Source organism: Neptunicoccus cionae, assembly GCF_014643735.1.
GTDB lineage: Bacteria > Pseudomonadota > Alphaproteobacteria > Rhodobacterales > Rhodobacteraceae > Amylibacter > Amylibacter cionae.
Genome location: NZ_BMKA01000002.1, coordinates 683,556 through 696,391 on the forward strand (window position 1 = coordinate 683,556; position 12,836 = coordinate 696,391).

Here is a 12,836-nt window from a genome sequence, read left to right on the forward strand (position 1 = left end):
TCCGGCATAAAAACAATTGTCCCAGCGGTACAGTGTCTGACACAAAGAACAGAACCCGTTCCCTCCAGTTGAGCTTTGTCAGGTTGGATTCCCCCGTATTGGCTGAACCCAAACTTTACAAAATGTAGACCTAAACTTTACAAATATTCGCAAATATCCGGCGTGAATAGCCCGTCCAAACGGTCGGTTTCTATCTGAATTTGCAAATAAAGATCACGAAAACCCGATTCTTATCAAAAGTTAATATTTTATTGTGAAATGGGGTGTTCCGGCAGCTCAACCAAATTTCGTGACAAGTTTGCACCGTTTTTAACGGGTTTTTCGCCAGTTTTCCCTAACTCCGTACCAGTGTTAACAACAATGCGTCACAAACACGCCACAATATTTATGAATACTACCACAAGATGTAACCAATCCCTGACGCTTGGTAGAAACCTGGGAGCGCGTCTTGTGAACTAGAAAGACATGGTGGGGCCAATGAAGATTCTCGCGGTTGATGACGACGAAATCATCCTGGAGCTGTTGAAAGAAGTCGTAGGTGCGGCAGGTTTTCCCGATATCACGCTGGTGACTTCGGGTGCTGAGGCCTTGCATACTATTCAGAACAGCCCGACCCGCTTTGACTGTTTCCTCCTGGATATACAGATGCCGGAAATGGACGGGATCGAATTGTGCCATCTCATTCGTAAATTTCCCGCCTACCGCTCTGCTCCGATCCTGATGATCACCGCTATGGCCGACCGCCAGTACATCGACCGCGCTTTTACCGCGGGTGCGTCGGATTATGTCACCAAACCTTTCGACGTTCTGGAGTTGGGCACCCGAGTGAATCTCGCCGCGCGTCTGGTTCAGGAACACGCCGCAGCCGAGGACAAGAGCTTTGCGCTTGAGGCTTTGCGCGACCAGATTGAAACAAAAAGCCCTGTCGCTATCTCCGAAGAGATCCGGATTGAAGGCGTGGCAGGTGTGATCGACAAGCTGGCGTTTGAAAACTACCTTTTGCAACTGACACGGGGCGGACTGTTCGGGTCTTGCATCGTGGCTTTTCAGGTCGCGAATATCGCCACTATCCACCAGCATAGCTCGGGCACCGATTTCTCAAATACGATTATCGATATTGCCGAAGCGATCTCTGACAACCTGCGCCGCAGCGAGTTCTTTCTAAGTTATCGGGGCAACGGCCAGTTCGTCGCCATTTGCCACAAGGTGGTGATGGATACATTCAACGACTTGCCCGGCGAAATTTCCATGTCGATCCGTGATATGGAACTTGTCTATGACAACGGCGCGAAGATGGACGTGCAACTGGTGATGGGGCAGCCCGTCAAATGCGGCTTCTTTAGCAGCAAAAGCACGCTTGAACCGCTGTATAAGGCTGTGGATTCCGCCGAAGGTGCTGTACAATCTCTGCGCCGTCTTCCCAACAATAGTGGCTGGTCCAGCAAGATTGACACCATTCGCAATCGTCTGAAGCACCCCTCGGCCAAAAACGTCTCTAAATTGGAAATGGGTTTCTGATGAACGCTGGCCTGTCCGGCAAGCTGCTGGAAATTCGTGGGAAGTTCGTGAACAGCCTGCCCGAGCGGAAGGAACGTCTTATAGCGCTCCACTCCAAGCTTACGGCAGGCACTTGTACGGCAAACGACATGGACGAATTGCGCTTCATCGTCCATAAAATCCACGGGCTGGCCGGAACATTGGGGTTCACCACGCTGGGCAGCTTTGCGGCAAGCCTGGAATTGGAAGTGAACGCAACCATCGAAAAAGGCGGTTACAGCAACACGTTTTGTGATGGTGTAGTAACCCTCATAGGTCACGTTCAGGACGCCATCGACGCTTGATCTTCTTAGGGGCGTCAGAAGCCCCCCACCAACAGCCCCGCAGCCTTACAGTGCGCTCCAGATCGCGCGTATATCATCGGCGAGCGTTGTCGGGTCGAACGGCTTAACAATTACCGCGACAGCCCCCTGCTCCAGCAAAGCCTGCTTTTCCTTTTGATGAGCTTTGGCCGTCATAAACACCGCAGGCACCCCGTCGAGCGCCGGAATTTTGCGCAGTTCGCGCAGGGTTTCCTCCCCCCCGATCACCGGCATCATCACATCCAGCAATATTAGATCCGGTGCGTATTCCTCGGCTATTGCGATCGCATCATGCCCCGAAGCGCATTGGTGAACGTCAAATTCTCCAATCATCTCCAAAGCAATTTTAGCTATTTCCCGGATATCCGCGTCATCTTCGACGTGGAGGATTTTTTCAAGTGCGGACATTGTAAAGTATTCTCTAAGATAGGGTGATTTTGTTTTTCATGGTATCCATGATCTCTGCAAGGATTTTCTCGTTTGTGACGTGGGATTTCAACAATACCGAGGAGATATTCTCGTCCCGCAGATCGGTACTTTCATCTCCTGAAAATACAATGATCGGCATCTTGCTCGCATTGTGGTTTTTGAGCGTCTTCAACAAATCCAACCCGTTGCCATCGGGCAGGTTCAGGTCCAGCAGCAATAGATCATAGCTTCCCGCTTCCAGCATCCCCCGCGCAGAGCCAATGGATGGAGCAGCGTCAACATCGGCAGCGTCGGCCATGATGTTCTTCACAACTTCGCGGGTGCCCTCATCGTCTTCGACGTGAAGGATTCGCGGGCGGGCGGCTTCTGCGTCTTCGGTTACGGCTTGCAGCAAAGAAATCAGCTCGTGGCTGTTAGGGGGCTTGCGGAACAGCCCTTTGAGGTTCCCAGGCACCGGCTCCCCCACTTCGATCTGGCTGCCTGTGATGATAATCACCGGCAAATCAGCGTGTTCATCCGTGTTGCGCAGTTCTTGCAAAAGATCCATTCCATTGCCGTCTGGCAGCCCCAGGTCGAGCGTCATAGCGTCAAAATTCATGTGGTTCAGCCGGTCCCGCGCGCTAGAGGCATCCGGTGAAATGGTGACATTGAAGCCCTCGAACTCCAGCACGTTTTTCAGGGTCAACGCCACGTCCCGATCATCTTCGCACACCAGAACCTGTGGCAGAGCGGGGGCAAGAGTGCTGTTCGGCAACAGCTTGACCGCTTCCAGTAGCTCCAGTTCGAACCAGAAGTCGGTGCCAACGTCAGGAACACTGCGGAAGCTCAACTCGCCACCATGTTTTTCCACGATCATTTTAGAGATGCTCAACCCCAGACCGGTGCCGCCTTTTTTGCGAACGTCTGAAGAATCCGCCTGTGTAAACTTGTCAAAGATCGTTGGCTGGGCACTGAGCGGAATACCCGCGCCCCGATCCGAAACAGTCACCCGCATCCTTTCCCCAAAGGCCTCAAGCTTGATATCCACAGTGCTGCCGCTGTTGGAGAATTTTGCGGCATTGGACATAAGGTTGGCCATGACCTGCAACAAACGCCCCGCGTCGCCGTGGGTGTAAATCGGAGCGTCCGGCGTAACCACGTTGAAGCTGATGCCCAATTCTTCGCCGTAGGAACTGTTGGATTCCATTGCATCCGTAAGCAGCTGGGTCATATCCAACCGCTCCATCTGGAAGTCCATTTTGCCCGCTTCGATCTTTTCAATATCCAGAATGTCGTTGATCAATCGGACCAGACGCTCACAGTTGTTATAGGCGATTTCGATCATAGCCTTGGGTTTGTCCGGCAAAACCCCCATTGCGCCGGTGCGCACCAGACCAAGCGACCCCTTAATAGACGTCAGTGGCGTGCGCAGTTCGTGGCTGACTGTGGCCACAAATTCGGATTTCGCCTTATCAGCCGCCTTTGTTTTCGTCAGATCACGGATTATCGCAAGGAAGTACGGCCGGTGATATTTGGGCTCGATATATTGAAGGTTCACCTCAACCGGCATGACCGACCCGTCTGACAGGTAGTGTTCTGTCTCGTAGACCTGCGAAGACACCTCTCCGCTGATCAACCGATCCAGACGCTTTTGCAGCATTTCGCGGGTCAAAGACGGATTTGTGTCCAGCGGCCCGTGGTTAAGGAATTCTTCAAAGCTGTCGCCAGAGCGGCGCAACGCCTCTTCGTTGCCATAAAAGTAGCGCAGGGTCTCTGGCCAGAACATGTGGACCGCATCGGTACTAAGGTCGAGCGCGGTCTTGAACCGCCGGATTTCCCGTTCCGCTGTCGCCCGCTCTGTAATGTCGCGCACGATTGCTACGAATTGCTCTCCTTTGTCGCTCATCCGCAGTTTTTGAACCGTAACCTCGGTGGGTCGGCGATGCAGGGAACGGCGCTCGAATGTGACGGCGGTTTTATTGCCCTCGCGCAGCGGAGCCACCCGTTTTTCAAAGCTTTCGCGGTCGAACTGTTCGTCGTCGTCAACCGGTGATCTGCCGCGGTATTCGCCTTCACCCCAGCCAACCGTACGCAGAGCGGCCTTATTCAGGTAGGTATAATCCAGCGTGGTGGCGTCCATCATATAGACTTCGTATTCCGCCAGATCGAGAACAGTGCGCATATTTGCGACTTCCCTCTTTGACCGCGCGGCCTCGGTCACGTCACGAATAATCGCCACATAACGCGGGTTTTCGTTCTGTGGTGTCACATACTGGACGGTAATCTCGATCACACGCTTGCCTGCAGGCATCTCGAAGCTGGCCTGACCGGTGCGCGTATGCTTCAAGGTTTCCAGAAGTTTTTCAAACGGGCCCCGTTCAATCGGAATGTAAACGTCGAAAACTGTCTTCGCGCGGTAATCTTGTTCGGACCACCCGTTCTGTTCCCGCGCCGCTTTGTTCATATAAACAAGTTGGAGCGTATCCGGCCAGAACATCGCCACTTCGTCTTTCAACAGATCAAGCGAAGAGGTCAGCTGCCGCTTCGCTTCAGCCATTTTATTCGCAGTCACATCCGTGCGGATCGACGTGGTGTTGACGTAATTTCCATCAGCGTCAAAAAATGGCACCATCGTCGCCTGCGCCCAGAAAAAGTTGCCGTTCTTCTTCTTGGTCGGGATTTCACCGGACCACGGCTCCCGACGGTCCAGCGCCAGCAGGAGGTCTTTCATCGTGTCGTCAAGCTTGCGCTCCGCCCAGAGAACCTTGACATCCTGCCCAAGGATTTCTTCTTCAGCGTAGCCAGTGACCCGTTTGAAGTTCTCGTTCACATAGCTGATGATCCCTTCACTGTTCGCGATACTAACAATCGCGTGGTGATCCATCGCCTGTTTTTGAAACTCAAGCTCGGCACCCTGTGCAATGATGGTGTGGCGGCGGTGGCGCAGAAGATGGATGTTGCGAATAGTGACAGCAACAAGCGCCAGCAAAAGGGACATGAACAACATAGAGCCGGACATGACGTACCAGTAATACTCTGCGATAAACTGCGCCATCAAACTGCTTTCCGGACCTGCAACAGTCTGCGCAACACCGGCATTTGGCAGAAGGAACAGGCCTGCGGCGCCACAGGCCACAGTTTTTAAAGCAGACAGCTTACCAGAGCCGCGCACAGCAATTGGAGATGGATTTTGAACCATGTGTTAGCCTGCCTGCTTTGTCTTCGGTCGCCTTAGAGCCGTTCGTCTTAGGGTAGAAAGGCACAGCAACGCGATTTTTTCCATCAAACTAACATACTCCAGACTCTGCCCAAACAGCTATATACAGAAATGCGGTTTATATTTGGCAAAGACACCCAAACTTAGCAATTTTGCAACGTTTAACGCCCCCTCCACCTCCGCTGTTCAGGTAGATTAGCAACGCACTGCCGGCCGGAAATCGGGCCGCACGGTACTGAGCTTAAAACGCGGTTCGCTGATCGGTTCGCTAAATCAGATGCGCACCAGATGGTTGTCCCAATGCAACTTGGGATAGATGTTCGGCGTTGATGCCAAGCCGCCGATTACTTGCCCTGCACCAGTTGTGACCATCCGCCCAAAAGGGCCAAACGCCACGCCACAAACATCGGGATAGACGTCGATGGACGTGTCTTGCACACGCCCGCGCAGCTCTGCGGTCAGCACCAGTCCGCCGCGCGGTGAGGTCGCGGCGATCTGGCGCCCCGTATGATCGATGCCAATGCTGCCCACATAACCGTTCATCCGGCGGTAAAGCGCGGGCGCAAGATCCAGAACACCCGCCGCTTTCCCCTGTTTATGGGTGAAAATCAACGGCACCACCTGCCCCTTATCCCCCTGCCACTGCATCCCAGCGGCAACCAGCCCATCGTCTGAAACATCCAGATGACGGATCGAGTTCTTGTGAAGGGCAGGATCGAGTCGAACAGTCTCAATCACAGACCCTTGGGTGGAAAGATAGCTCAGGTTCGACTGCATCGTGGGAATGTTCAGCTTGGCCCGCCCAGCGTCCGGATGGGTCTCTATCCCGCCATTCGCCACCACCAAATCACCGGATGGTAGGGTCTTGATCTCATGCGGTCCAACCCCGCCAGAGCCAAACTCCCCCACGCGCCGATAGTCCTTTGCGCTGTCCCAGACGCCGATAACGCCCTGTCCGGCCTCATAATCGTTTTCTGTCGTGAACAGGTATCGCCCATCCTGACTAAAGCTTCCATGCCCATAGAAATGGCGGCCGTTCGGCGCATCGAGCGTTGCCAGCACCGCGCCGTTTACGCAGTTCAAAATGACTGCGAACCGCCCCGGTCGTCGAGCAAAGGCAACCGCTTCGGCGCGGTGCGGATGGGCGGCGGCGGCATGGCCGCGATCCGGTAGCGGTATGTCAAACAAGACTTCTCCGGCAGCCGACAATCCGCAGAGCACATAAGCCCCTGTATCAGTGCGTGCCGCTGCCAGAAGAGCCGGCGCGCCTGCGCTGGCCCATGTGGTACGCGGTGCCAACCCAGCGGCAGCCAGCCCTGCCAGAAACCCCCGACGACTTGTCATCGTTAGTCCCCATCCAGCGCGTTAAACCCTTCGGCCACCCCGAGATGAGGCCCCAAACCGCCGAGCGTATATTCCAGCAACCGGTCCACGGCCTGTTGCACAACTTCTACCTTCACGCGGCTTTGTGGGTCCGAAACGCCCGCAAATACGGGGCTTTCCAGTTTGGCAACGGCGGTGGTGAAGTAATGTTCCAATTCGTCATAGCGGCTTTGGAGAGCATCTTCGCCCTGCCCCAGTTGGCGGGCCAGATCCAGCGAAGCATCCGTAGCCAACACCACATTGCGCAAGGATCGTCCGGAACGCCGCGCCTCTGCGCGTTTCGGGCGCGGTTTGTCAAAGGTGCCAAGGGGCCGGCCAATGCGGGTGTCTTTGGTAAACTGGAAGCCGGTCAAAGCAGCCTTGAACAGCTCTTGCACCGCCTCTTTGTCTGTCTGGTAGCGCTCGTTTTGCCCCGCAGACAGCATCAGCGCGGCATAATCCGGCTGCCAGTCGTCCAAAATGGCCTGACTGAGCATGGCTGTGTCCTTTGTCATCGCCTGAAACAGTGCGCATTGGTAATCCGGATGGCCCAACGCCCGCGTCGGTTCATCAAACAGCACATATTCCATCGCATAAAACCCGCGCACCGCAATTGATGCTTGCGCATAGTTTTCCGGCAACTGGATCACCGGATCTTCGCTGGAGATCATCTGGTGCAGCGCTTTGGTGGTCTTGCTACGCGGGTCCGGCCAGAACGCCAGCGCAAAGGCGCGGTCGTCGACTTCGGTGGGACCAAACCGCAGGTGGCTGACACTCACCCACGCATCAAAGGCAGCATGATAATCAGATACCACTTGCCCGTTATCAAGATCACAGGTCTGTGCTGCCGTTTCCGCCAGTTGCGCGGTGGTTTGCGCCAGCGTTCGGAAGCGTGGAATCACATGGTTGCTAATCACGCGATCCACCAATGCGCTATCGGCGCTGGCCGAAACGGGCAAAATCAAAGCGATGATAAGGGTGCAAATTTTCTTCATGGATTACAGACTTTCAAGGAAGCGGATCAGAGCAACCCGATCGGCAGGGGTCATTTTGATAACAGTGTCGCGGGATGCTTGGGCCTCGCCGCCGTGCCACAACACGGCCTCCAACAAGGAGCGCGCCCGACCGTCGTGCAGGAACTGGGTGTGACCGCTGACATCCTTGGTCAGACCGATCCCCCAAAGCGGCGGCGTGCGCCATTCAGTACCGCTGGCACGGGCTTCGGGTGCATGATCGGCCAGTCCCTCGCCCATGTCGTGCAGCAACATATCGGTATAGGGCCAGATCAGCTGAAAGCTTTGTTCCGGCTGGTCTTTCAAACGGTTGGTCACGAAATTCGGCGTATGACAGCCAGTGCATCCGGTTTCGTAAAACACCTGCTTGCCGCGCAAGACCTGTGGGTCGTCTACATCACGGCGCTTTGGCACGCCCAGATTGCGGCTGTAAAAAGTCACGAGATCGAGCGTCTCGTCGTCCACTTCAAACACCCGCGCGTCCTGATCACCGTGAAGCGCTGAAACACAGACATCCTGCGCCGTGGTGCAATCCCCAAAGGCGGCGTCGTGCAGGGACGACGAAATCCCGATGTCCCCCAAAAATGCTGCTGCGGTTTGTTCGCGAACGCTCGGCTGGCCCGCTTTCAGGCCGAAGCGACCCAGCATTGGACGTTGAAATTGCGCCGACCAGACAATATTGGCGCGTCCCGAAATCCCGTCCCCATCCGTATCCTCTGCGTCTTCTTTGGCTAAAATATCAGCCGCCGGAATCGCCTCTAGCAGACCAAGACCGATCATCTGCGGTGCGACACGCGGGCTGATGACCGCCCCGTCTGCCAGCGGACCATAGCCAAGATCAGCCAGCGCGAAGGCGGGTTTGCGCAGGGATGCTGTCTCGTTCCCCGAAAGGGCAATCTCGGTTTCACTGTAGCGCACATCAATTCGCGCTTCTGCGTTATGTCCTGCAAGACCTTCATCCTGAATCTGCCCGCCATAAACCGGATCGGGACGGGTGCTGAGGTAACTTTTCAGATCGGATGTCACACGTTCCGGTGTTGGGACGGAAATCCGCATCAGAAAAGACACCGCATTTTCGCCGCCCGGTTCGGGGGGATGACCGCGCCCGTCCTTCAGGTGACAGCGCTGGCAAGAGCGTGCGTTGAACAGCGGACCAAGCCCGTCAGATGCCAGTGTGGAACTTGGCGAGGACACCCAGAGCTTGCGAAAAAATCCGTTGCCGACCTTGAAATCCAGCTCACGGGCGAACGGCATATTACCGGACATATCTGAAAACGCATCGCGACTGTCGCGCACCCGAACACTGGCGGCTCCAGCGCTGTTTTCTTCAAACTTCTGGGGCTGGCTAAAGTCGGTGGGCGGGGCTGTGACCGCCGCGATCCGCGCCTTTTCCGCATCGGTTCTGGGAACCACATCAAGGTGGCTGTCATCCGGTTGCAATGTTTGGGCGAACCCGGCCACAGGCAGGAACGCAATCATCGCAGAACAGGACAGGCTGCGGAAGGTTTTGTTTATGTCCATATACTTACTCTCTGGCGAAAGGCTGGAGAACCGGAGCATTGGCCACGGCGCATAACCGTCATAGCCAGAAATCCGATGCCGCCTTGCAACCTCTGGGCACAGCCCGACGGCGGGGTGATACCAGTTTGAAAACTTTAGTCCAGCCCGCTTCGGACCGGATTCGGGCAAGGCTCTGCCGATCGGAAAGCGCTGCAGCAGAAAACCGGTGGCAGACATTCAGCCTGCCACCCGAAAGGCGCTTATTCGAAGACGGCGCCCGGATTATCGAGACTGTCAGACCCTTCAAACGCGATGCCGTTCAGGCCCAGTTCAGTCACGATGCGTTCAATGGTGCGGGTCTGGTCGATCAAGCCGTCAACGCCGCCCATGACCAGTGCTTCACCCGCCTGATTGCCCTGCTCCAGCATCTGATCGTATGCAAAGCCAGCCTCGGCTGCGGATTTGATCCGGCCCAGCGCCATCATGGTTGTGGACAGTTTACCCTGCATCTGCCCGTCGAGCGCTGCATCTTTCGCCGCAACCAGATCCGCCAGTGAAGGGCCGCTGACAAGGGTGCCGTCGATACGGACATAATCGCCAAGGTACACATTCTGCACGCCCAGACCGTCATAATAGTGGCTGTTGTGGGTGTTGTCCGAGAAACAGTCATGTTCTTCTTCGGGATCGTTCAACATCAGACCAAGCCGCATCCGCTCGCCCGCTTGTTCGCCGTAGGACAGCGACCCCATGCCGGTCAGCATCGCGGAAAGCCCTGCGATTTCATCACCGCTGATCGCCTGACGGGCTTCGCCTTCGGCCCCCCATTGTGCTGTCATCCAGTCAAGATCACTGATCAGCAGATCGGTAGCGGCTTGCAAATAATCGCCGCGCCGGTCGCAGTTGCCATTTGTGCAGTCTTCGCCCTTGGCATAATCGGTCCACGGACGGTTACCGTTTCCGGCCTTGTGCCCGTTCAGATCCTGCCCCCAGAGCAGGAATTCAATGGCGTGATACCCCGTTGCCACGTTTGCCTCAACGCCATCCGCTTCCTGCAGGGTATCTTCCAGCAGGGCGGGCGTGATGGTTGTGGCATCTACTTCCGTGCCACCCAGTTTGAACGTCGGATTGGCCACAACATTCAGCGCGGCCGCCGCGTTTTCATCCGTAGCACCGCCGTAAGAGGCATCCACATAGTCGATCAGTCCTTCGTCCAGCGGCCATGCATTCACCTTGCCTTCCCAATCGTCCACAATCGGATTGCCGAACCGGAAGACTTCGCTTTGTTGGTAAGGGACACGCGCGGCCAGCCATGCGGTTTTGGCAGCTTGCAAGGCTTCGGCGGACGGGTCCGTCACCAGATGTGCTACAGCCGCTTGCAGGGTCTTGGCAGCTTGCAGGCTGTCGCCGTAGGTTGCTTCTGCGATATCCGCATAATTCGCGATTACGGCTGCCTTCTCCGGCGCTGTTTCTGCAAGCGCAGGTGCGGTAAGGGCCGTGGTTGCGGCCAACAAGCCCGCCAGTTGCGTAAGGGTCTTCATGGTAGGGTCTTTCTGCTTAGTGAAGAGTATTTGTTCGAGGTTCGGGCGGAACGCAGGCTGCGTTGCCCATCAATCTAAGGCCAAGCCCGAAGTCTCTGGCGGTTGTGACAAGGTTCAAAGCGATGTCAGGGCGCACAATGTTTGATGCGAAAAGAAACGCATCCTCCCGCGCGCCTTCGGTTGCAGCTGCGATGAAGTTGGCAAAGCAGCTTTCATCGCCACCAAGACAGGTGCAATCCACATGATGCCGCATTAAAGGGCGGCGCCCGTGGAGCGAGCAGGCCTGACAAATCTGCGCCAGCGCCGCCGCGACACGGCTGCCGTTGTCCGGACCGAGCATGGCTTCAAAATCGCTGACAGCGCGGGCTTGTGTCTGCGCACTGCTACACCAGAGGCGCAGGTAAACCACCGCAGCAGCCTCTAGCGGGCCCAGTTCTGACAGGAACCCTACCGGCGCACCTCCGCGCTGGGGTTTGGGGTCTGTATCTTGCGGGGTCATTTGGTCAGGATCAACTTATTCGCGCGGGTGATGCGCAGGGTGTAAACCTGATCAAGGTGACGGATATAAGCGGTTGGGCCTTCCCCTGTCAGCTCGGCGGCAGAATGTACCGGCGTCTGGTTGGCGGAAGTTGAAAACCCGTTGGCCGCGATCTGCGCCCCGGCTGCCTGAATATCCTTATGCACTATGCCCATGTCACGATCCCCCCGATTTCGGCGTGACGCTTTGCAATCGGATTTTCTGCGTGCGTGGTCTTTATAGTGCGTGCGCTAAAGCGCCGCGCATTCAGGGTGGTCGGGTCAGCCATCATCAGCCCCTTTTCCTTGTCGGTTTTGCATGCTGGCTGCCCGATGGATTTACTGTCGAGTGGCTATGCTTTATTACCTGACAAAATAAGTCGGAGAAGTCAACACAGGCACGCTACTCTTTTTTGCTACCAAAACAGACAGAGTCTTTAGGCTCGGTGCCCTGCCTACTTCTGTGTTGCGACTTCTGAAAAAAACTACATGTTCACAAAAGCTTCAAGAAACTGACAACCGCTCGTTTCAAAGCCCGTCTATTCCCCGCCGTGACAGAACATCGGGTGACATATGCTATTTCAGCTTTCAGGGCTTACCAAAAAATTCGCGACATCTACGGCGGTCGATCAGGTCGATTTGTCAGTGGAGCGCAGCCAGTTCATTGGCATCATCGGTGCATCGGGCGCGGGTAAATCCACACTGTTGCGGATGCTGAACCGGCTGAACGATCCGACCAGCGGCACGATCCGGTTTCGCGGGCAAGAGATCTCTTCCCTGACAGGGGCCGAGAAGCGGGCGTGGCAATCCCGATGCGCCATGATTTTTCAGCAGTTCAATTTGGTGCCTCGTATGGATGTGGTCTCCAACGTGCTGCACGGCACGCTGAACCGGCGCAACACGCTGGCAACGATGTTCAACATCTACCCCGAAAAGGACATCCACCATGCGATTGATATTCTCGAACGTCTGGGTATTTCTGAGCACGCCGCGAAACGGGCGCAAGCGCTCTCGGGTGGGCAGCAACAGCGCGTGGCCATTGCTCGGGCCTTGATGCAGGACCCGCAGATCGTGCTAGCGGATGAGCCGATTGCATCGCTTGATCCGATGAACGCGCAGATCGTTATGGACAGCCTGCGGTCCATTCATGATCAGGACGGCAAGCTGGTCATCTGCAATCTGCACACCCTTGATACCGCGCGGCGCTATTGTGACCGGATCATCGGAATGCGGGCGGGCCGTGTGGTGTTTGACGGCACCGGCGACGAACTGACCCTCAGCGCGGCGCGCGACATCTACGGCGCGGACAGCAGCTTTAGCGAAGCGGCCACATCCACCAGCGTAGACGTTTTGGCGGACCACAAGATGCCCGAACTGGCCATTGCCTGACAATTAATCCTATTCCCGCCAATACCGGCGGGGT

The 12,836-nt window shown here is 56.0% G+C and carries 12 protein-coding genes; 3 read left to right on the forward strand and 9 right to left on the reverse strand.

Annotation, left to right across the window (positions count from 1 at the left end; translation table 11 throughout):
* The first annotated feature begins 477 nt into the window (after positions 1-477).
* Together IEX10_RS08580 and IEX10_RS08585 are read left to right on the forward strand one after the other, a co-directional pair.
* A complete protein-coding gene (locus tag IEX10_RS08580) occupies positions 478-1,518 on the forward strand; it encodes a response regulator (RefSeq protein ID WP_188673385.1) in 1,041 nt (346 codons plus the stop codon).
* Entirely contained in the window at positions 1,518-1,841 is a 324-nt protein-coding gene (locus IEX10_RS08585) for an Hpt domain-containing protein (RefSeq protein WP_188673387.1), read from the forward strand. The genes IEX10_RS08580 and IEX10_RS08585 overlap by 1 nt, the downstream gene beginning before the upstream one ends.
* 45 nt (positions 1,842-1,886) lie before the next feature.
* Here IEX10_RS08585 and IEX10_RS08590 read toward each other — a convergent pair whose 3' ends face one another.
* The 9 genes from IEX10_RS08590 to IEX10_RS20100 all read right to left on the reverse strand — a co-directional run bounded on the left by IEX10_RS08590 (position 1,887) and on the right by IEX10_RS20100 (position 11,703).
* A complete protein-coding gene (locus tag IEX10_RS08590) occupies positions 1,887-2,267 on the reverse strand; it encodes a response regulator (RefSeq protein ID WP_188673391.1) in 381 nt (126 codons plus the stop codon).
* A 13-nt stretch (positions 2,268-2,280) separates the two neighbouring features.
* Entirely contained in the window at positions 2,281-5,466 is a 3,186-nt protein-coding gene (locus IEX10_RS08595) for a PAS domain S-box protein (protein WP_188673393.1), read from the reverse strand.
* A 291-nt stretch (positions 5,467-5,757) separates the two neighbouring features.
* Complete coding sequence (locus IEX10_RS08600) at positions 5,758-6,828, reverse strand: DUF1513 domain-containing protein (RefSeq protein WP_188673396.1); 1,071 nt, start codon at positions 6,826-6,828, stop codon at positions 5,758-5,760.
* A gap of 2 nt (positions 6,829-6,830) precedes the next feature.
* Complete coding sequence (locus tag IEX10_RS08605; RefSeq protein WP_188673399.1) at positions 6,831-7,841, reverse strand: imelysin family protein; 1,011 nt, start codon at positions 7,839-7,841, stop codon at positions 6,831-6,833.
* Between the two features lie 3 nt (positions 7,842-7,844).
* Positions 7,845-9,338 carry a di-heme oxidoreductase family protein gene (locus IEX10_RS08610; protein WP_188674682.1) on the reverse strand — a complete coding sequence of 498 codons (1,494 nt, stop codon included), beginning with the start codon at positions 9,336-9,338 and terminating at the stop codon, positions 7,845-7,847.
* Positions 9,339-9,619: 281 nt separating this feature from the next.
* Positions 9,620-10,897, reverse strand: coding sequence for an imelysin family protein (locus IEX10_RS08615; protein ID WP_188673402.1), 1,278 nt, complete (start codon positions 10,895-10,897; stop codon positions 9,620-9,622).
* Between the two features lie 16 nt (positions 10,898-10,913).
* Positions 10,914-11,396 carry a hypothetical protein gene (locus tag IEX10_RS08620; protein WP_188673405.1) on the reverse strand — a complete coding sequence of 161 codons (483 nt, stop codon included), beginning with the start codon at positions 11,394-11,396 and terminating at the stop codon, positions 10,914-10,916.
* Positions 11,393-11,590, reverse strand: a complete 198-nt coding sequence (gene hemP, locus IEX10_RS08625) for a hemin uptake protein HemP (protein WP_188673408.1) — start codon at positions 11,588-11,590, stop codon at positions 11,393-11,395. Before hemP ends, IEX10_RS08620 begins: the two co-directional genes overlap by 4 nt.
* On the reverse strand, positions 11,581-11,703 hold the full coding sequence (locus IEX10_RS20100; protein ID WP_268237039.1) for a hypothetical protein: 123 nt from the start codon (positions 11,701-11,703) through the stop codon (positions 11,581-11,583). Before IEX10_RS20100 ends, hemP begins: the two co-directional genes overlap by 10 nt.
* Positions 11,704-11,986: 283 nt before the next feature.
* Between IEX10_RS20100 and phnC the strand changes: the two genes are divergently transcribed.
* On the forward strand, positions 11,987-12,802 hold the full coding sequence (phnC, locus tag IEX10_RS08630; RefSeq protein ID WP_188673411.1) for a phosphonate ABC transporter ATP-binding protein: 816 nt from the start codon (positions 11,987-11,989) through the stop codon (positions 12,800-12,802).
* Positions 12,803-12,836 lie beyond the last annotated feature (34 nt).